The sequence below is a fragment of the Pseudomonas monachiensis genome (genome assembly GCF_047345015.1).
Taxonomy (GTDB): domain Bacteria; phylum Pseudomonadota; class Gammaproteobacteria; order Pseudomonadales; family Pseudomonadaceae; genus Aquipseudomonas; species Aquipseudomonas monachiensis.
This window is the reverse complement of the sequence record NZ_CP178857.1, coordinates 1657496-1678205: the sequence shown is the minus strand read 5'-3', so window position 1 is coordinate 1678205 and position 20710 is coordinate 1657496. Positions and strand designations below refer to the sequence as shown.

The following is a 20710-nucleotide window of genomic DNA, read 5'->3' as shown; positions in this document are numbered from 1 at the left end:
CTTCGTTAGGTACTGCGCATTCGGTGCTGCACTCATTCAAGTGCCGCACCACCTGTGACTGCTGCTTGCATAGCCTTTCCGGGTACCCGGTGCAGCTATGCAAGACTGCGTCCAGCGGATATTCCGCGGTGAGTCTTGCATGCAAGGCTCACGACGGGCCAAACCGCCGTGGTTTCTTATTATGTCTTAACGCTTCTTGCGGTTGGCGATGTGAATAGCGCCGCCATTCACTGCCAAAGCAGCTTCGTGCAAGGCTTCAGACAGGGTCGGATGGGAGAAAACCATCATGCCCAGGTCTTCAGCGCTGGTGCCGAATTCCATACCGATCGCGCCCTGCTGAACCAGTTCTGCAGCGCTTGGGCCAATCACGTGGACGCCCAGTACGCGGTCTGTCTTGGCATCTGCGATGACCTTGACGAAACCACCGGTGTCGTTGGCAGCCATGGCACGGCCGGAGGCTGCGAACGGGAAGGTGCCGACGTTAACTTCAACGCCTTCAGCTTTCAAGGCCTGCTCGGTTTTACCGACCCACGCGATTTCCGGGTGAGTATAAATAACCGAAGGGATCAGGTCATAGTTCATCTGGGCCTTGTGGCCCTTGATGCGCTCGACAACCATGATGCCCTCTTCCGAGGCCTTGTGCGCCAGCATCATGCCGCGAACCACGTCGCCGATGGCGTAGACGCCCGGTACGGTGGTGGCGCAGTGGTCGTCAACGTGCACGAAACCGCGCTCGTCCAGGGTCACGCCGCAGTCGGCTGCCAGCAGATCAGTGGTCACCGGACGGCGACCAACGGCTACGATCAGCTTGTCGAAAGTGATGTTCTGTTCGCCCTTGGCATCGGTGTAGTTCACCACGACTTCGTCGCCGTTCACTTTGGAACCGGTTACGCGAGCGCCCAGCTTGATGTCCAGACCCTGCTTGGTCAGGGTTTTCAGCGCTTCCTTGGAAACAGCGGTGTCCGCTGCCATCAGGAAGGTGTCCAGGGCTTCCAGGACAGTCACTTCCGCGCCCAGACGCGACCAGACCGAACCCAGTTCCAGACCGATCACGCCAGCGCCGATCACGCCCAGACGCTTAGGCACGGACTGGAATTCCAGGGCGCCAGTCGAATCGACGATCACATTCTGGTCAACCGGAGCTGGCGGAATGTCGATCGGACGCGAACCTGGAGCCAGGATGACGTTTTCGGCTTCGATGATTTCTACCGAGCCATCAGGCTTGGTGACTTCGACTTTCTTGCCGGCCAGCAGCTTGCCGTGACCCTGGATAGAGGTCACACCGTTGGCTTTGAACAGGGTCGCAACGCCGGAGGTCAGGCCTTTGACGATGTTGGCCTTGCGGCCGACCATCGCTGGCACGTCCATGGTCACGCCAGCGTGATTGATACCGTGGATCGCGAAACCGTCCTGGGCTTCGTGGAATTTCCACGAGCTGTCCAGCAGGGCCTTGGATGGAATGCAGCCGACGTTCAGGCAAGTACCGCCCAGAGCCAGTTTGCCTTCCTTGTCGGTGTACTTCTCGATGCAGGCAGTGCTGAGGCCCAGCTGAGCGGCCTTGATGGCAGCCACGTAACCGCCAGGGCCCGCGCCGATCACTACTACGTCAAATTTCTGCGACATTCAAAAAATCCTCTTTAGCGAAAAGCTTCAAGCCGCGAGCGGCAAGCCAGGCTGCGGGTTTTCCGACAGCACGGGCTTGCAGCTCATGGCTGCTTCTATCAGATATCCAGCAACAGACGAGCCGGATCTTCCAGCAGGTTCTTGATGGTCACCAGGAAGGTCACAGCTTCTTTGCCATCGATCAGACGGTGATCGTAGGACAGTGCCAGGTACATCATCGGACGGATAACGACCTGACCGTTGATGGCCATCGGACGCTGGATAATGTTGTGCATGCCCAGGATGGCGGCTTGTGGCGGGTTGACGATCGGGGTCGACATCATCGAACCGAAAGTACCACCGTTGGTGATGGTGAAAGTACCACCGGTCATTTCGTCCATCGACAGTTTGCCGTCGCGGGCTTTCTTGCCGAAGGTGGCGATGCCGCCTTCGATTTCAGCCAGGCTCATCAGTTCGGCGTTACGCAGAACCGGTACAACCAGGCCGCGATCGCTGGAAACTGCAACGCCGACGTCAGCGTAGCCGTGGTAAACGATGTCGCCACCGTCGATCGAGGCGTTGACAGCCGGGAAGCGTTTCAGCGCTTCGGTGGCCGCTTTCACGAAGAACGACATGAAGCCCAGGCGCACGCCGTTGTGGGACTTCTCGAACAGGTCCTTGTACTTCGAACGCAGTGCCATGACTTCAGTCATGTCGACTTCGTTGAAAGTGGTCAGCATTGCCATGTTCGATTGAGCTTCAACCAGACGCTTGGCCACGGTGGCACGAACGCGGGTCATCGGTACGCGCTTCTCGATGCGATCGCCAGCGGCAAACACAGGAGCAGCGGCAGCCGGAGCAGCAGCCTTGGCAGGTGCGGCAGCAGGAGCAGCTTTCTTGGCTTCGACAGCGGCAACCACGTCTTCCTTGGTTACACGACCATCTTTGCCGGTGCCTTTGACGGAAGCCAGGTTGATGCCGTTTTCTTCGGCCAGCTTGCGAGCAGCTGGAGCTGCGATAGCGTCTTCGTCAGCGCCGGCAGCTGGAGCAGCGGCAGCAGCGGCCGGAGCAGCAGCGGCAGCCGGAGCGGCAGCAGCAGCGCCGCCTTCAACGATGGAGCCCAGGACTTCGTCGGACAGAACGGTTTCGCCTTCGTTCTTGACGATAGCGCCCAGCACGCCGTCAGCGGTAGCCAGCACTTCCAGCACGACTTTGTCGGTTTCGATGTCGACAATCAGTTCGTCGCGCTTGACCGCGTCGCCCGGTTGCTTGTGCCAGGTGGCAACGGTGCCATCGGCAACCGATTCCGGGAAAGTGGGGGCTTTGATCTCGATAGCCATTGTCTGTGGTTCCTTAAATTCGGTTTCAGGTGCGCGAAGGCGTTAAACAGTAAAGGCGTCTTGCAGCAGTTTTTCCTGCTGTTCGGCGTGCATCGATGCGTAACCGCATGCTGGTGCAGCAGAAGCCTCGCGGCCCGCGTACTCGAGTACGAGAGACTTGTTGAGGTTGCTGATACTGCGACGCATGTGGTGTTGGCTGCAGTACCACGCACCCTGGTTCATCGGCTCTTCCTGACACCAGACGGCAGCTTTGACGTTGGTGTAAGGCGCCAGGACTTCTTTCAAGTCGTCCTCAGGGAATGGGTACAGCTGCTCGATACGCACGACAGCGATGTCGTCACGACCTTCGGCACGGCGTTTTTCCAGCAGGTCGTAGTAGACCTTGCCGCTACACAGAACAACGCGCTCGACCTTTTTCGGGTCTTGGGCATCGATTTCCGGGATGACGGTCTGGAACGAACCTTCGGCCAGATCCTCCAGCGTCGAGATGGCCAGCTTGTGGCGCAACAGCGACTTCGGAGTCAGAACGATCAAAGGCTTGCGCAGCGGGCGAATCACCTGGCGACGCAGCAAATGATAGATCTGTGCCGGCGTAGTCGGCACGGCTACCTGAATGTTGTGCTCGGCGCACAGCTGCAGGTAACGTTCCAGACGCGCCGAGGAGTGCTCCGGCCCCTGACCTTCGTAACCGTGCGGCAGCAACATGGTCAGACCGCACAGACGGCCCCACTTGTGCTCGCCACTGGTGATGAACTGGTCGATAACTACCTGGGCACCGTTGGCGAAGTCGCCGAACTGGGCTTCCCAGATCACCAGCGCATCAGGCGTGGTGGTCGAGTAACCATATTCGAACGCCAGTACGGCCTCTTCGGACAGGAACGAATCGTACAGGTCGAAACGTGGCTGGCCGTCGTACAGGTTCTGCAACGGGATGTAGGTGCCCGCGTCTTTCTGGTTGTGCAGGACAGCATGACGGTGCGAGAACGTACCGCGACCGATGTCCTGGCCAGTCATGCGAATCGGGTGACCTTCGAACGCCAGGGTCGCGTACGCCATGGTTTCGGCGTAACCCCAGTTGATCGGCAGGCCGCCGGCTTGCATCTTCTGGCGGTCTTCGTAGATCTTGGCAACCTGGCGCTGGACCACGAAGCCTTCCGGGATTTCCAGCAGCTTGGCGGACAGTTCCTGCAAGGTCTTGAGGTCGAAGCGAGTGTCGTGACGCGCGGTCCAGGCGTGGCCCAGATACGGACGCCAGTCCACGAACAGCTCTTTGTTCGGCTCTTTGACCAGGCTTTTCACTACGTGCAGACCGTTGTCCAGCGCATTGCGGTATTCGTCGACTTTCGCCTGAACACGCTCTGCGTCGAGCACACCGCCCTGGGTCAGACGATCGGCATACAGCTCACGGGTGGTGCGCTGCTTGGTGATCTGCTGATACATGATCGGCTGGGTGCCGCTTGGCTCGTCGGCCTCGTTGTGGCCGCGACGACGGTAGCAGACCAGGTCGATCACCACGTCACGCTTGAACTGCATGCGGTAGTCGATGGCCAGCTGGGTCACGAACAATACGGCTTCCGGATCATCACCATTCACATGGAGGATCGGCGCCTGGATCATTTTCGCAACGTCGGTCGCGTACTCGGTGGAACGCGAGTCCAGCGGGTTGCTGATGGTGAAACCGACCTGGTTGTTGATCACGATGTGCACGGTACCGCCGGTCTTGAAACCGCGGGTCTGCGACATCTGGAAGGTTTCCATGACCACGCCCTGACCTGCGAAAGCAGCGTCACCGTGGATGGAGATCGGCAGAACCTTCTCACCGGTCGGGTCGTTACGACGATCCTGACGGGCGCGAACCGAACCCTCGACCACCGGGGAAACAATTTCCAGGTGGGACGGGTTGAACGCCATGGCCAGGTGAACTTCACCGCCGGAGGTCATTACGTTGGACGAGAAGCCCTGGTGGTATTTCACGTCACCGGAACCCAGCTCGACCTTCTTCTTGCCTTCGAACTCGTCGAACAGCTCACGCGGGTTCTTGCCGAAGGTGTTGACCAGCACGTTCAGACGGCCACGGTGGGCCATGCCGATGACGATTTCCTTGGTGCCGTAGGAACCGGAACGCTGGATCAGCTCGTCGAGCATCGGAATCAGGCTTTCGCCGCCTTCCAGACCGAAACGCTTGGTACCCGGGTATTTGGTGCCCAGGTATTTTTCCAGGCCTTCACCGGCGGTCACGCGCTCAAGCAGGTGGCTCTTGATGTCGGCGGAGTACGTCGGACGACCGCGCACGCTTTCCAGACGCTGCTGGAACCACTGGCGCTGCTCGGAATCGGTGATGTGCGTGAACTCAGCGCCGATGGTGCGGCAATATGTCTGCTGCAACGCTTCGTGAATTTCGCGTAGGCTCGCTTCCTCTTTGCCGATGAACAGGTCGCCGGCACGGAAGGTCGTATCAAGATCGGCATTGGTCAAGCCGTAATGATTGATCGACAGGTCTGCAGGTGCAGGACGCTGCCACAGTCCCAGCGGGTCAAGCTGGGCTGCCTGGTGGCCACGCATACGGTAGGCCTGGATCAATCGCAGCACTTCAACTTGCTTCTTCTCGTGCTCACTGCTCACGCTGCCGGCGGAAACCGGTTGGGCGCGGCGCTGGTTCTTTGCCAGCAAGACGAAATGATCGCGAATTGTGGAGTGCGAAACATCGGTGGCAGAGTTGCCGTCAGCAGGCAACTTCTGGAAGTAGGTGCGCCACTCTTCTGGCACAGCGTTAGGGTCGTGCAGGTAGAGCTCGTAAAGCTCTTCCACATAGGCAGCGTTACTACCGGATAGGTAGGCACTGTTCCACATGCGCTGCATCACGCTTTCTTGCATGCTTGGTCACCCTCGGTTAGGGGAACACCATCGGTGTCGACACCGAGCAAACTTGCAGAAGTCCGAATGCAGCGACCAAAACAAGCCACTAGGATCACACTGATAGTCCGGGTACCAGCCCGGATGCCCCTGCTTGTCTCATTTCTTCAAAATAAGAGCCGCAGCCTTTTAGGCTGCTGCTCAGGTTAAAACTACGGCGCCGGTTGAAGCCTGCGCCGCAGCATCTACGGGTACAACGGGTACAGCAGCTGAATCACACGCCGCTTGAGAGCAACATGTTACGGATGTGACCGATGGCCTTAGTCGGGTTCAGGCCTTTCGGACATACGTTGACGCAGTTCATGATCCCGCGGCAGCGGAATACGCTGAACGGGTCATCCAGCGAAGCCAGACGCTCGGACGTCTTGGTATCACGGCTGTCTGCCAGGAAGCGGTACGCTTGCAGCAGGGCAGCCGGACCCAGGAACTTGTCCGGGTTCCACCAGAAGGACGGGCAGGAAGTCGAGCAGCAAGCGCACAGGATGCACTCGTACAGACCGTCCAGCTTTTCACGCTCTTCAGGGGACTGCAGACGCTCGATGGCCGGAGCCGGCGTGTCGTTCTGCAGGTATGGCTTAACCTTTTCGTATTGCTTGTAGAAGATGCTCATATCGACGACCAGGTCACGGATAACCGGCAAACCTGGCAGAGGACGAACGATCAACTTGTTACCTTTTACGACAGCGGACAGCGGCGTGACGCATGCCAGGCCGTTTTTGCCGTTGATGTTCATGCCGTCGGAACCGCAAACACCTTCACGGCAAGAGCGACGATAGGAGAAACCCTCGTCCTGCTCTTTGATCAGGGCCAGCACGTCCAGCACCATCAGGTCTTTACCACCGGTATCAACCTGGAATTCCTGCATGAACGGCGCGGCGTCCTGATCAGGGTTGTAACGATAAACGCTGACTTGCAACATGGCGGCCACCCTTAATAAGTCCGAATCTTAGGTTCAAAAGTCGGAACAGTCTTCGGCGAGAAGTTCACGGCACGCTTGGTCACGCGCTTGTCACCCGGGAAGTACAGGGTGTGGCACAGCCAGTTTTCGTCGTCACGATCTTCGAAGTCTTCACGGGCGTGAGCACCACGGGACTCCTTACGTACTTCTGCGGCGATGGCGGTGGCTTCGGCCACTTCCAGCAGGTTCTGCAGCTCCAGAGCTTCGATACGTGCAGTGTTGAACGCCTGCGACTTATCGTTGATCTTCACGTTGGCGATGCGCTTGCGCAGGTCAGCCAGCTGGGCAATACCCTTCTGCATGTATTCGCCGGTACGGAATACACCGAAGTAGTTCTGCATGCAGTTCTGCAGCTCGCGACGCAGGGTAGCCACGTCTTCGCCTTCGGTACGGCTGTTCAGAGCGTTCAGGCGCGACAGGGCAGCTTCGATATCGGCTTCGGTAGCGTCGTCGTATTCGATGCCGTCGGTCAGTGCTTTTTCCAGGTGCAGGCCGGCAGCGCGACCGAATACCACCAGGTCGAGCAGCGAGTTGCCGCCCAGACGGTTGGCACCGTGAACCGATACGCAAGCCACTTCACCCACTGCGAACAGGCCAGGGATGATTTCGTCGACGCCTTCGCCGTTCTGGGTGATCGCCTGGCCATGAATGTTGGTGGCAACGCCGCCCATCATATAGTGGCAGGTCGGAACAACCGGAACCGGAGCAACAACCGGGTCAACGTGGGCAAAAGTCTTCGACAGTTCACAGATACCTGGCAGACGACTGTGCAGCACTTCCTCGCCCAGGTGGTCGAGCTTGAGCATCACGTGGTCGCCATTCGGACCGCAACCATTGCCGGCGATGATCTCTTTAACCATCGAACGGGCAACCACGTCACGACCGGCAAGGTCTTTGGCGTTCGGAGCATAACGCTCCATGAAACGCTCGCCGTGCTTGTTGATCAGGTATCCACCTTCACCACGGCAACCTTCGGTAACCAGTACACCGGCGCCGGCGATGCCGGTCGGGTGGAACTGCCACATTTCGATGTCTTGTACCGGTACACCGGCACGCAGCGCCATGCCAACGCCGTCACCGGTGTTGATCAGGGCGTTGGTGGTCGAAGCGTAGATACGACCTGCACCGCCGGTAGCCAGTACGGTGGCCTTGGCACGGATGTAGGTGGTTTCGCCGGTTTCGATGCAGATGGCAATCACGCCGACGAACTCGCCTTCGCCGTTCTTCACCAGATCGACAGCGTAGTACTCGTTCAGGAACACGGTACCGGCTTTCAGGTTGCCCTGATAAAGGGTGTGCAGCAGTGCGTGACCGGTACGGTCGGACGCAGCGCAAGTACGCGCAGCCTGGCCGCCTTTACCGTAGTCCTTGGACTGACCGCCGAATGGGCGCTGGTAGATACGACCTTGCTCGGTACGCGAGAACGGCATACCCATGTGGTCCAGCTCGTAAACGGCAGCCGGGCCTTCCTGACACATGTACTCGATAGCGTCCTGGTCACCGATGTAGTCGGAACCCTTGACGGTATCGTACATGTGCCAGCGCCAGTCATCGTTCGGGTCAGCGGACGCGATGGCGCAGGTGATGCCGCCCTGGGCGGATACAGTGTGCGAACGGGTCGGGAAAACCTTGGTGATCACGGCAGTCTTGTGACCGCCCTGTGCCAGTTGCAGCGCTGCGCGCATGCCGGCACCGCCACCACCAATAATGATGGCGTCGAAAGAAATCGTTGGAATGTTAGCCATGACTCAGATACCCCAGAGAATCTGCACGCCCCAGACGAAGTAAGCGAACATCGCAACGCCGCAGACTGCCTGGAAAAGGAAACGTATAGCCGTCGCGGACTTGCCGAACGCCATTGGCGTCAGGTAGTCGGTCGCGATGGTCCACATGCCGACCCAGGCGTGAGCGCCGAGGGCAACGAGGGCCAGGAGGCTGAAGATACGCATTCCGTTGTGGGCGAACAGTTCATGCCACTGGGCGTAATCGAGGCCAGGGTTGGCCACGATGTATCCGATCAGGAAGATGAAGTAAGCCGCGAGAACGACCGCAGACACACGTTGCGCCATCCAGTCATAGAGGCCCGAACGCGACAGGTTCGTGACGTTAGTTACCATATCCAAACTCCTGCCAGAACGATTACCACCACGGAAACGGCGATAACGATTTTCGAGCCCAGCTTGCCGCCTTCCAGCGTCTCACCGATGCCCATGTCCATGATCAAATGGCGCACACCGGCTACCAGGTGATAAAGCAGAGCGGACAGGATGCCCCATGTCACTAGCTTGGCTAGCGGACTGGTCAGACACGCTTTCACCTGACCGAAGCCTTCCTCGGAACTCAGCGACTTGTCCAATGCGTAAAGCATGATGGCAAGGCACACGAAGAGGATGACACCGGAAATTCGGTGAAGGATGGACGTGTAAGCAGTGACTGGGAGTTTGATGGTCCTTAGGTCTAGGTTTACAGGTCGTTGGCTTTTCACGGCTTTTTTTTCACACTGAAGAGCCCCTAACAATCAGGGCAAAGTTGTTGGGGAGTGCACTGGTCAGGTAACCACCACCCAGGGATGCGACCCCCAATGAAAGCAAGCCCAAAAGCCCTTGGCGGTCGGTGGCCGAGTATAGACAGTTAGGCTACTAATGACAACGCAAACACCTAACCCAAACAGCTGATTGCGCAACCGGCATAAAAGGCGTAAATGGCAGCCAATTTCGAGAAAAAAGTCCGGTTAAAGCCTTCTGGAGCAAGACTTTAGGCAAATTGACATTCGAATTTATCTCACTATAGTGGTGCGGGCCCTGCGTGGGGGGTCTGTCTGATGATTTCAAGCATAAATAGGAGGCCACATGGCTGACAAAAAAGCGCAGTTGATCATCGAGGGCGCAGCCCCCGTCGAGCTGCCCATTTTAACCGGCACCGTTGGTCCCGATGTTATCGATGTTCGGGGCCTGACGGCCACGGGCCGTTTCACCTTTGACCCAGGCTTCATGTCGACCGCCTCGTGCGAGTCGAAGATCACCTATATCGACGGCGACAACGGCATTCTGCTGCACCGCGGCTACCCGATCGAACAGCTGGCTGAAAAGTCGGACTACCTGGAAACCTGCTATCTGCTGCTCAACGGCGAACTGCCGACCGCAGAACAGAAGGCCCAGTTCGTCAGCACCGTGAAGAACCACACCATGGTTCACGAGCAGCTGAAGACCTTCTTCAACGGCTTCCGTCGCGACGCCCACCCAATGGCCGTCATGTGCGGCGTAGTCGGCGCCCTCTCGGCGTTCTACCACGACTCCCTGGACATCAATAACCCGCAGCATCGCGAAATCTCCGCGATCCGCCTGGTTGCCAAGATGCCGACCCTGGCAGCGATGGTTTACAAGTACTCCATGGGCCAACCCATGATGTACCCGCGCAACGACCTGTCGTACGCGGAAAACTTCCTGCACATGATGTTCAACACCCCGTGCGAGATCAAACCGATCAGCCCGGTACTCGCCAAGGCCATGGACCGGATCTTCATCCTCCACGCCGACCACGAGCAGAACGCATCGACTTCCACCGTGCGCCTGGCCGGCTCTTCGGGTGCCAACCCGTTCGCCTGTATCGCCGCCGGTATCGCCGCACTGTGGGGCCCTGCCCATGGCGGTGCGAACGAAGCCGTTCTGACCATGCTCGATGAAATTGGCGATGTCTCGAACATCGACAAGTACATCGCCAAGGCCAAGGACAAGAACGATCCGTTCAAACTGATGGGCTTCGGTCACCGCGTTTACAAAAACCGCGACCCGCGCGCCACGGTAATGAAGCAGACCTGCGACGAAGTGTTGAAGGAACTGGGCATCCAGAACGATCCGCAACTCGAACTGGCCATGCGCCTGGAAGAGATCGCCCTGACCGACCCGTACTTCATCGAGCGCTCGCTGTACCCGAACGTCGACTTCTACTCGGGGATCATCCTCAAGGCGATCGGCATTCCAACCAGCATGTTCACCGTGATCTTCGCCCTGGCGCGGACCGTCGGCTGGATCTCCCACTGGAAGGAAATGCTCTCCAGCCCGTACAAGATCGGCCGTCCGCGCCAGTTGTACACCGGCTACGAGTCGCGTGATATCACCAAGCTGGAAGACCGCAAGTAAGATTCATGCTGTAGCGTGTTGAGTTGTACCGGAGACGGCCTCTATTTATATAGGGGCCGTTTTTGTTTGCCTCTTTTAATTGTGTACATTTCCGTTATTTAGGTAGCGGCGACTTACGGTTCCGCTTTTACAGCGGGTTACTTTGGAAAAGCCCCAAAGTAACCAAAGGGCTCTTGCCCCTTACGTTCGGTGCCTCGCCAAGGCTCGGCATTCCCTCGCTCCGGTCCTGCTCCGTGGGCCCGCCGCCATCGGCCATCCATGGCCGGCGGCGGCTAACCCGGCATCCATGCCGGGTTGCCCACTGCGCAGAACCTCCACTCGGCCTCTCGAGGGGGCAAGAAGATCAAAAGCAAAAGCAAAAGCAAAAGCAAAAGCAAAAGCGGCGTACACCCTCTGCGCTTCACCACTCATCAGGCCGAGCGTTAGCTCGCCTGCAGCTCTTGATCTTGATCCACCCGCCCCCTCGGCAGGCTGAGTGGAGGTGTTTATCCGGGGATTGGCGCGCAGCGCCGTTCGACGCAGTCGAACTCATTGCATGTAGGTCGAAGCGAAGCCGACCGGAGGGCAATGCCCCCGGATGAATACCGCAGCGAAGGAACCCCGAGCCTTAGCGAGGGGCCGTACGTTCGGGGCGAGCGTTTTTTTGGTTACTTTTTTTAGGCGCTTGTAAAAAAAGTGACTCGCCGTAAGGGCGAAACCATAAGTCGCCGCTACCGAAGGAATGGATATGTACACCATCAAAAAGCACTCCGCCTGACACAAAGCCTTCGCGAGCAAGCCCGCTCCCACAGTAAATCGGGTACATCCACGAAATTCGGGTCGATTACCGCCCAATAAAAAAAACCCCGATCTCTCGACCGGGGCATTACGCGTTAGTGCAATTTATATATAAAGCTTTAATGCCTTAGTGCGAAACAGCACCACTTGCACCCAGGCCAGTCTGCGAACGAACAAACTGCGGGAAGAACAGCGCCCGCTCATTGTCAGCCGCAGTGGACTTGTCGGTAACCGAGAAGAACCAGATCCCGACAAAGGCAATCATCATCGAGAACAGCGCCGGGTACTCATACGGGAAGATGGCCTTCTCGTGATGCAGGATCTGCACCCAGATGGTCGGACCAAGCACCATCAGGCCCACGGCACTGATCAGGCCCATCCAGCCGCCGATCATCGCACCGCGAGTGGTCAGCTTTTTCCAGTACATGGAAAGCAGCAGCACCGGGAAGTTGCAGCTCGCCGCGATGGAGAACGCCAGGCCCACCATGAACGCAATGTTCTGGCTCTCGAACAGGATACCCAGACCAATGGCCAGCACCGCCAAGGCGATGGTGGTGATTTTCGAAACGCGAATCTCGTCCTTCTCGTTGGCCTTGCCCTTCTTGATCACGCTGGCATACAGGTCGTGGGACACCGCCGAAGCACCGGCCAGGGTCAGACCGGCAACCACTGCCAGAATGGTCGCGAACGCCACCGCCGAGATGAAGCCCAGGAAAATGCTGCCACCCACCGCGTTGGCCAGGTGCACCGCCGCCATGTTGTTACCACCCAGCAAGGCGCCAGCAGCGTCTTTGAAGGCAGGGTTGGTACTGACCAGCAGGATCGCGCCGAAGCCGATGATGAAGGTCAGGATGTAGAAGTAGCCAATGAAGCCGGTTGCGTACAACACGCTCTTGCGAGCTTCTTTTGCGTCACTCACGGTGAAGAAGCGCATCAGGATGTGTGGCAGACCAGCAGTACCGAACATCAGCGCCAGACCGAGGGAGAACGCCGAGATCGGATCTTTCACAAGGCCGCCCGGGCTCATGATCGCTTCAGCTTTCGGGTGAACCTTGATTGCCTCGGAGAACAGCATGTTGAAGTCGAAGTTGACGTGCTTCATCACCATCAGCGCCATGAAGGAGGCGCCGGACAGCAGCAAAACTGCCTTGATGATCTGCACCCAGGTGGTCGCCAGCATGCCGCCGAACAGCACGTACATGCACATCAGGATACCAACCAGGATCACCGCAACGTGATAATCGAGACCGAACAGCAGCTGGATCAGCTTGCCGGCGCCGACCATTTGCGCGATCAGGTAGAACGCAACCACCACCAGCGAACCGCAAGCGGACAGCGAGCGGATCTGGGTTTGCCCAAGGCGATAGGACGCCACGTCGGCAAAGGTGTATTTACCCAGGTTACGCAGGCGCTCAGCGATCAGGAACAGGATGATCGGCCAGCCCACCAGGAACCCGATCGAGTAGATCAGGCCGTCGTAGCCGGAAGTGAACACCAGCGCGGAAATACCCAGGAAGGACGCCGCCGACATGTAGTCACCGGCAATCGCCAGGCCGTTCTGGAAACCGGTGATCTTGCCGCCCGCCGCGTAGTAGTCGGAAGCCGACTTGTTTTTCTTGGACGCCCAATAGGTGATGCACAGGGTCGCGCCAACGAATGCGATGAACATCAGAATCGCGGACACGTTAAGGGGTTGTTTCTGCACCGCGCCGGTCAGGGCATCAGCGGCCCAAGCGCCAGGTGCGAACGCTGCGATGCTCAACAGAGCCATTAGACGCCGGATCATTGCTGAGCCTCCTTGAGAATCGCATTGTTCAGGTCGTCGAACTCGCCGTTGGCGCGCCGTACGTAGATACCGGTCAGGATGAAGGCCGAGAGAATCAGACCGACACCGATCGGAATGCCCCAGGTGATCGATGACTCAGGGCTGATTTTCGCCCCCAGTACATGCGGCCCATAAGCAATCAAAAGGATGAATCCGGAGTAAAGCCCTAGCATGATCGCCGAAAGGATCCAGGCGAATCGTTCCCTCTTGCTAACCAGCTCCTTGAAGCGCGGGCTGTTTTGAATCGAGAGGTAAATGCTGTCGTTCATTGTTTTTATCCTCGCAGCACAGATTTAGTTGGAACGGTCTCCACTCTATGCGGCTGCGGGGCAGGTTCCAGACGACCTTAGTCTTAGAACCCCATGACGGATTCGCCAATTTCAAGCATGAACAAAATAAATGTGGGAGCGGGCTTGCTCGCGAAGGCGTCATGTCAGTCAACTGACAGACAGCATTCGCGAGCAAGCCCGCTCCCACGGGTAAAAGCGAGGCGACTGTTACTTGACCCAGTCAGCCACACGCTCAGGGTGCTTGGCGATCCAATCCTTCGCCGCGGCTTCAGGCTTGGCACCGTCCTGAATCGCCAGCATGACCTGACCGATTTCGTCCTTGGAGGCCCACTGGAAGTTCTTCAGGAACTTGGCCACTTCCGGCGCCTTGGCTTCCAGGCCCTTGCTGCCGATGCTGTTCACGGTTTCAGCCGCGCCGTACACGCCTTTCGGGTCTTCGAGGAAGCGCAGTTTCCACTTGGCAAACATCCAGTGCGGCACCCAACCGGTCACTGCGATGGATTCGTTCTTCTTCTCGGCACGGGTCAGCTCGGCGATCATGCCGGCGCCGGAACTGGCCTTGAGTTGATAGCCGGTCAGGTCGTAGTCCTTGATCGCCTGGTCGGTCTTGAGCATCACGCCTGAACCGGCGTCGATGCCGACGATGCGGTTCTTGAAGGTGTCGTCGGTCTTGAGGTCCTCAATGGACTTGGCCTTGACGTACTCCGGCACGATCAGGCCGATTTTCGCGTCCTTGAAGTTCGGGCCGTAGTCGACGACCTGATCCTTGTTCTTCGCCCAGTACTCACCGTGGGTCACCGGCAGCCAGGCCGACAACATGGCGTCGAGTTTTCCGGTGGCCACGCCCTGCCACATGATCCCGGTAGCGACGGCTTGCAGCTTCACGTCATAACCGAGTTTCTGCCTGATCACTTCAGCCGCCACGTTGGTCGTGGCGACACTGTCCGACCAGCCATCGACATAACCAAGCGTCACGTCCTTGCCAGCGGCGCTTGCCACGGTCGAACTGATCGCCAGCACCAAAGCCGCACCTGCGCCCAAGAGTCGTCGCATCTTCATCGTTACTTCCCCGAAAGTGCTGCGCTCGACGGTTGCCGAGTCGCTTAAACGTATTGTTATGGTGCACAGCGCCCCCATCACGCCCACCGCAAACTCGTTCGAACATCAGCGGAGTACTGACACTTGCGATAATCAACCTGACGCTCATGGCGACCTGCTCTGCCAGCGACCTCAAGGCATCGAGAAACGACATCAGAAAGCCATTAACCCTCTGCGCGACAGACACCCCCCCGCCAATCCGCCCGGACTTTGCATGTCAAAATCATGCAGGCCCACCAGACACGCTTTAAATGCAGGTAACATGCGCCGCTTTGTTCCCACACGGCCTGACCATGTCCGAGACCTCCCGCTTCCCTTTTGCTGCTTATCTATTCGCTTGCCTGCTCGGGCTGTTTGCCCTGGGCGGCTTCTGGTACGGCCTCGGCAAACCGGTAATTTTGCCGGACGTGGCCAGCGCGACGCACAAGCTGCAATGCGCCTCCTACACCCCGTTCGACAAGGATCAATCGCCGTTCGACGTGCCATTCAACTTGCGCCCCGAGCGCATGGATGCCGACCTCGCGCTACTGTCCAAAAGCTTCGAATGCATCCGCACCTATTCCATGACCGGCCTGGAAGCCCTGCCGGACCTGGCACGCAAGCATGGCTTGAAGCTGATGATCGGCGCCTGGGTCAACAGCAACCCGGTGGACACCGAGAAAGAAGTCGACCTGCTGATCGCCTCGGCCAACGCCAACCCGGATGTGGTCAGTGCGGTAATCGTCGGTAACGAAACCCTGCTGCGCAAGGAAGTCACCGGCGCGCAACTGGCGAAGCTGATCAACAAGGTCAAGAGCCAGGTCAAACAGCCGGTCACCTACGCCGACGTCTGGGAGTTCTGGCTCAAGCATCCGGAAATCGCCCCCGCCGTGGACTTCCTGACCATTCACTTGCTGCCGTACTGGGAAGACGATCCGTCGAACATCGACGCTGCCCTGCAACATGTGGCCGACATACGCCAGGTATTCGGCAACAAGTTCGCGCCCAAGGATGTGCTGATCGGCGAAACTGGCTGGCCTAGCGAAGGTCGCCAGCGCGAAACGGCCCTGCCGAGCCGCGTCAACGAAGCAAAATTCATTCGCGGTTTTGTTGCCATGGCCGAGCAACAGGGTTGGCATTACAACCTGATCGAAGCCTTCGACCAGCCCTGGAAACGCGCCAGTGAAGGTGCGGTCGGCGGTTACTGGGGGCTATTCGATGCCGATCGCCAGGACAAGGGCGTGCTGGCCGGGCCAGTGACAAACGCCCCGTACTGGACGCAGTGGCTGGCGGTGGGTGGCTTGATCTTCATCGGCACGTTGCTGCTTGGTGGTCGGGTCCGCACGACCCGCTCGGCACTGGTGCTGCCGCTGCTTGGTGCCTTGGCGGCGTGTTCGATCGGCGCCTGGGGTGACCTGGCACGGGTGACCACGCGCTTTACCAGTGAATGGCTATGGGTCGGATTGCTGACCGCTCTGAATCTGCTGGTGCTGGCCCATGCCGCGCTGGCATTGAGCCCTCGCAGCGGATGGCGCGGGCGGGCTTTCGACTTGTTCGAGCGTCGTGCTGGCTGGCTGGTTGCAACAACAGGTTTCGCGGCAGCCGTGATGATGCTGGAACTGGTGCTCGACCCCCGTTATCGCAGCTTCCCGAGCGTCGCGTTCATCGTGCCGGCGTTGGTATATCTGTGCCGCCCGGTGAACGTGCCGCGCCGCGAAATTGCGTTGCTGACCTTCATCATCGGTGCCTGCATTGCGCCGCAGCTGTTCCGCGAAGGCTTGCAGAACCAGCAGGCCTGGGGCTGGGCGCTGGTGAGTGTGTTGATGGTGGCGGCGTTGTGGCGCTGTTTGCGGGTTCGCAAGGGCTAGATCAAAAGATCGCAGCCTGCGGCAGCTCCTACACAGGAATTCGTGTTCCCCTGTAGGAGCTGCCGCAGGCTGCGATCTTTTGATCAACCGAAGCGATTCTCCCGAACCAGCCGCAACCCGGCAATCACCACCGCAAACACCGCCAACGTCGTGTTGTACAAGGCCAACGCCGGAAAACCGAGCACCAGCGCCAGCACCGCCAACCACCACCCCGCACGCCCGGACAACACAAAGCCGATCACGGCAGCAGCCAAGGCGCCCCACCCCAGCACCCCGAAGTGAATCATCAGCCCCAGGTTTGAACGCACCTGGCATTCCCAACGACTCGCTTCATCCACGCAAATGCCGACCCACTGCGCATCCTCCATGAAGCCATAACGCGCGCCATAACTGGCGGCCAGCCAGACAGGCAGCAAAACTAGCAGCAGAATCACGGGCAGGCGGCGGGACATGAAACACTCCAATTGGCGAAAAACGGCGGCCAGCTTAATCGCCCCCAAGGGTTTCGCAAGCGATAACAACTGATAACTGGTCATTCAATCGCTGCAAAGTGTATCGTCCAGCTACTATTACTTCGAAATTAAGCCTGTTTGGTGCCGAGGCTTGGCACTTTGGCGCAAATCCGGTGGTCATAGCCTGCGAAATTCATTCGGCACCTTCTTCTAAGGGATTTAGTCATGCTCCGTTCCTTGCGCTTCGCTGCCCTGTTTGGCGGCCTTATATTGAGTGCGTCCGCACTGGCGGTCGACATTGACGCCGCCAGTTACGGCTACCCCCTGACCAACCCGTTCGAGGCGACCATCGCGACCACGCCGCCGGACCTGCGTCCGGAGTTACCCCTGGACGACGATATCGATCAGGAAGTGCGCAGCGTTACCTTGCGTCCGGAACGGGCATTCGAGTTGCCGGACAATTTCTGGGCGGTCAAGAAACTCGACTACCGCATTGCCACGCAGGATCACGCCGCGCCGCTGATTTTCCTGATCGCCGGCACCGGCGCGCGCTATGACAGCACCCTGAACGAATACCTGAAGAAGCTCTATTACAAAGCCGGCTACCACGTGGTTCAGTTGTCGTCGCCCACCAGCTATGACTTCATGAGCGCGGCATCACGCTTCGCCACCCCGGGCGTTTCCAAGGAAGACGCCGAAGATCTGTACCGGGTGATGCAGGCCGTGCGGGCACAGAACCCGAAAATGCCGGTTACCGATTACTACCTGACCGGGTACAGCCTGGGTGCCCTGGATGCCGCTTTCGTCGCGCACCTGGACGAAACCCGCCGCAGCTTCAACTTCAAGAAAGTCCTGCTGCTCAACCCGCCGGTCAACCTCTACACCTCGATCACCAACCTCGACAAGCTGGTCCAGACCGAGGTCAAGGGCATCAACACCAGCACCACGTTCTATGAACTGGTACTGGACAAGCTGACCCGCTACTTCCAGCAGAAGGGCTACATCGACCTCAATGACGCCCTGCTCTACGACTTCCAGCAGTCCAAGCAGCACCTGTCCAATGAGCAGATGGCCATGCTGATCGGCACCTCGTTCCGCTTTTCGGCGGCCGACATTGCCTTCACTTCGGACCTGGTCAACCGTCGCGGCCTGATCACCCCACCCAAGTTCCCGATCACCGAGGGCACCAGCCTCACGCCATTCCTCAAGCGAGCGCTGCAATGCGACTTCGACTGCTACATCACCGAACAGGTGATCCCGATGTGGCGCGCCCGCACCGACGGCGGCAGCCTGCTGCAACTGATTGACCAGGTGAGCCTGTATGCGCTGAAGGACTATCTGCACGAAAGCCCGAAAATCGCAGTGATGCACAACGCCGATGACGTGATCCTCGGCCCTGGCGACCTGGGCTTCCTGCGCAAGACTTTCGGTGATCGCCTGACCGTTTACCCGTATGGCGGCCACTGCGGCAACATTAACTACCGCGTCAACAGCGACGCCATGCTGGAGTTTTTCCGTGGCTAAATATCTCCTGCTTTTCGCAGCGTTACTCTGTGCAAGCGTCGCCAATGCCGACAACAGCAAAGCCAACGCCCCCCTGGTCGTCGACAGCGACGGCTTCAAGGAGCCGCTGAGCAAACTCAAATTCAACCCGGGCCTGGATCAGCGCGAGTTCGAACGTTCGACGCTCAACGCGCTGGCCGTCTACGATCCATTGGAAGAGTGGAATCGGCGCGTCTATCACTTCAACTACCGCTTCGACCAATGGGTGTTCCTGCCGGTGGTCAATGGTTACCGCTACGTCACCCCGAGCTTCCTGCGTACCGGCGTCAGCAACTTCTTCAACAACCTCGGCGACGTGCCGAACCTGATGAACAGCCTGCTGCAACTCAAGGGCCAGCGTTCGCTGGAAATTACCGGGAGACTGCTGCTCAACACCACCATCGGCATCGCCGGCCTGTGGGACCCGGCCACCGCAATGGGCCTGCCCCGCCAGAGCGAAGACTTCGGCCAGACTTTAGGCTTCTACGGCGTGCCGGGCGGCGCTTATTTCGTCCTGCCGATCCTCGGTCCGTCGAACCTGCGTGATACCGGCGGCCTGCTGGTGGATTACTCGGCCGAGAATGCGATCAACTTCCTCAACGTCGCCGAAGTCAGCTCCAATCATCCGGAAGTCTGGATCCTGCGCGGCATCGACAAGCGCCACCAGACCAGCTTCCGCTATGGCCAGATGAACTCGCCATTCGAGTACGATAAAGTGCGTTACGTGTACACCGAAGCGCGCAAGTTGCAGATCGCCGAGTAAACAAGGCAGCCGAAAAACACTGTGGGAGCGAGCTTGCTCCGGGCGGCGTTCCGACGAAAGCGGTGTGTCAGACAACCTTTTTGGTGACTGAAACGACCTCTTCGCGAGCAAGTCGGATCGCCGCACCGCCGCTCCCACATTTGTTATGTGCTGTCTTCAGCCTTTCAGGGCTTTCCAGATCCTGCTGACGGCCATCACGCCAACCAACACCACCGCCCCTGCGACAATCCCCGCCACGCCATTGAGCAACACCGGCACGATAAATCCGCCGCCACCCGCCGCCGCACCGACACCTTCGATCCAGTGATGCACCACCGGCACACCGTGCGTGAGGATCCCGCCGCCCACCAGAAACATCGCCGCCGTGCCGATCACCGACAGGCTCTTCATCATGTACGGTGCCGCACGCAAAATCCCGCCGCCGATGCTTTTCGCCACCTGTCCGGGTTTCTGAGTCAACCACAGGCCGAGGTCGTCAAGCTTGACGATACCCGCCACCAATCCGTACACGCCGACAGTCATGACAATGGCAATGCCCGACAGCACGATGATTTGCTGGGTCAATGGCGCGCCGGCCACGGTGCCGAGGGTGATGGCGATGATTTCCGCCGAAAGAATGAAATCGGTGCGGATCGCGCCTTTGATCTTGTCCTTCTCGAACGCCACCAGGTCGATGGCAGGATCGGCCACCGCCTCGACCAACTGCGCATGCTCGGCGACATCTTCAGCCTTGCTGTGCAGGAACTTGTGGGCAAGTTTTTCGAAACCTTCGAAGCACAGATAGGCGCCACCGACCATCAACAGCGGTGTGACCAGCCACGGAATGAACGCACTGATGGCCAGCGCCGATGGCACCAGGATCAGTTTATTGATGAACGACCCCTTGGCGACCGCCCAGACCACCGGGATTTCCCGCTCGGCACGCACGCCACTGACCTGCTGGGCATTGAGTGCCAGGTCGTCACCGAGTACGCCGGCCGTTTTCTTGGCGGCCATTTGGGTCATCAAGGACACGTCGTCCAGTACGGTCGCGATGTCATCGATCAGCACCAGCAAACTGCTTCCTGCCATGAATCGGGTTTCCTTCTGCAATGAATGCGCAGCAGCATAGCGCGACATAAGAGCCTACGGTGCATTCTTGAGCGCCGCGCGAGGCCGGTGATA

General features: G+C 58.7%; 16 protein-coding genes. 4 read left to right on the top strand and 12 right to left on the bottom strand.

Going from position 1 to position 20710, the window contains the following annotated elements; all coding sequences use genetic code 11:
• Nucleotides 1–186: 186 nt before the first annotated feature.
• From lpdA to sdhC, 7 genes are all read right to left on the bottom strand, one after another.
• Nucleotides 187–1623, bottom strand: a complete 1437-nt coding sequence (lpdA, locus tag ACMDB8_RS07510) for a dihydrolipoyl dehydrogenase (protein WP_007998079.1) — start codon at nucleotides 1621–1623, stop codon at nucleotides 187–189.
• A 98-nt stretch (nucleotides 1624–1721) separates the two neighbouring features.
• Entirely contained in the window at nucleotides 1722–2942 is a 1221-nt protein-coding gene (gene odhB / locus ACMDB8_RS07505; protein WP_056721685.1) for a 2-oxoglutarate dehydrogenase complex dihydrolipoyllysine-residue succinyltransferase, read from the bottom strand.
• A gap of 42 nt (nucleotides 2943–2984) precedes the next feature.
• Nucleotides 2985–5816 carry a 2-oxoglutarate dehydrogenase E1 component gene (locus ACMDB8_RS07500; protein WP_223542121.1) on the bottom strand — a complete coding sequence of 944 codons (2832 nt, stop codon included), beginning with the start codon at nucleotides 5814–5816 and terminating at the stop codon, nucleotides 2985–2987.
• A 253-nt stretch (nucleotides 5817–6069) separates the two neighbouring features.
• Entirely contained in the window at nucleotides 6070–6774 is a 705-nt protein-coding gene (locus ACMDB8_RS07495) for a succinate dehydrogenase iron-sulfur subunit (RefSeq protein WP_008063297.1), read from the bottom strand.
• A gap of 11 nt (nucleotides 6775–6785) precedes the next feature.
• Nucleotides 6786–8558 carry a succinate dehydrogenase flavoprotein subunit gene (gene sdhA, locus ACMDB8_RS07490; protein WP_056721681.1) on the bottom strand — a complete coding sequence of 591 codons (1773 nt, stop codon included), beginning with the start codon at nucleotides 8556–8558 and terminating at the stop codon, nucleotides 6786–6788.
• A gap of 3 nt (nucleotides 8559–8561) precedes the next feature.
• Nucleotides 8562–8930, bottom strand: coding sequence for a succinate dehydrogenase, hydrophobic membrane anchor protein (gene sdhD / locus ACMDB8_RS07485; RefSeq protein ID WP_056721678.1), 369 nt, complete (start codon nucleotides 8928–8930; stop codon nucleotides 8562–8564).
• Nucleotides 8924–9298 carry a succinate dehydrogenase, cytochrome b556 subunit gene (gene sdhC, locus ACMDB8_RS07480; RefSeq protein ID WP_032829628.1) on the bottom strand — a complete coding sequence of 125 codons (375 nt, stop codon included), beginning with the start codon at nucleotides 9296–9298 and terminating at the stop codon, nucleotides 8924–8926. Before sdhC ends, sdhD begins: the two co-directional genes overlap by 7 nt.
• A gap of 364 nt (nucleotides 9299–9662) precedes the next feature.
• Between sdhC and gltA the strand changes: the two genes are divergently transcribed.
• On the top strand, nucleotides 9663–10952 hold the full coding sequence (gene gltA, locus ACMDB8_RS07475) for a citrate synthase (RefSeq protein WP_056721677.1): 1290 nt from the start codon (nucleotides 9663–9665) through the stop codon (nucleotides 10950–10952).
• A 904-nt stretch (nucleotides 10953–11856) separates the two neighbouring features.
• Here the strand turns inward: gltA and ACMDB8_RS07470 are convergent.
• From ACMDB8_RS07470 to ACMDB8_RS07460, 3 genes are all read right to left on the bottom strand, one after another.
• Nucleotides 11857–13515 carry a cation acetate symporter gene (locus tag ACMDB8_RS07470; protein ID WP_056721675.1) on the bottom strand — a complete coding sequence of 553 codons (1659 nt, stop codon included), beginning with the start codon at nucleotides 13513–13515 and terminating at the stop codon, nucleotides 11857–11859.
• Nucleotides 13512–13823, bottom strand: coding sequence for a DUF485 domain-containing protein (locus ACMDB8_RS07465; protein ID WP_056721673.1), 312 nt, complete (start codon nucleotides 13821–13823; stop codon nucleotides 13512–13514). Before ACMDB8_RS07465 ends, ACMDB8_RS07470 begins: the two co-directional genes overlap by 4 nt.
• A 228-nt stretch (nucleotides 13824–14051) precedes the next feature.
• A complete protein-coding gene (locus ACMDB8_RS07460) occupies nucleotides 14052–14903 on the bottom strand; it encodes a glycine betaine ABC transporter substrate-binding protein (RefSeq protein ID WP_056721670.1) in 852 nt (283 codons plus the stop codon).
• Between the two features lie 290 nt (nucleotides 14904–15193).
• On the opposite strand from ACMDB8_RS07460, the gene ACMDB8_RS07455 reads away from it, so the two are divergent.
• Nucleotides 15194–16789 carry a beta (1-6) glucans synthase gene (locus tag ACMDB8_RS07455; RefSeq protein ID WP_409078477.1) on the top strand — a complete coding sequence of 532 codons (1596 nt, stop codon included), beginning with the start codon at nucleotides 15194–15196 and terminating at the stop codon, nucleotides 16787–16789.
• An 83-nt stretch (nucleotides 16790–16872) separates the two neighbouring features.
• On the opposite strand, the gene ACMDB8_RS07450 is transcribed toward ACMDB8_RS07455, so the two are convergent.
• On the bottom strand, nucleotides 16873–17241 hold the full coding sequence (locus ACMDB8_RS07450; protein ID WP_409078478.1) for a hypothetical protein: 369 nt from the start codon (nucleotides 17239–17241) through the stop codon (nucleotides 16873–16875).
• Nucleotides 17242–17466: 225 nt separating this feature from the next.
• Here ACMDB8_RS07450 and ACMDB8_RS07445 point away from each other — a divergent pair, with 225 nt between their 5' ends.
• Together ACMDB8_RS07445 and ACMDB8_RS07440 are read left to right on the top strand one after the other, a co-directional pair.
• Nucleotides 17467–18765, top strand: coding sequence for a serine/threonine protein kinase (locus tag ACMDB8_RS07445; protein WP_056721664.1), 1299 nt, complete (start codon nucleotides 17467–17469; stop codon nucleotides 18763–18765).
• Nucleotides 18758–19546 (top strand): MlaA family lipoprotein, encoded by a 789-nt coding sequence (locus tag ACMDB8_RS07440; RefSeq protein WP_056721662.1) that lies wholly within the window; start codon nucleotides 18758–18760, stop codon nucleotides 19544–19546. The genes ACMDB8_RS07445 and ACMDB8_RS07440 overlap by 8 nt, the downstream gene beginning before the upstream one ends.
• A gap of 156 nt (nucleotides 19547–19702) precedes the next feature.
• Here ACMDB8_RS07440 and ACMDB8_RS07435 read toward each other — a convergent pair whose 3' ends face one another.
• Nucleotides 19703–20617 (bottom strand): DUF808 domain-containing protein, encoded by a 915-nt coding sequence (locus ACMDB8_RS07435; RefSeq protein ID WP_409078479.1) that lies wholly within the window; start codon nucleotides 20615–20617, stop codon nucleotides 19703–19705.
• Nucleotides 20618–20710 lie beyond the last annotated feature (93 nt).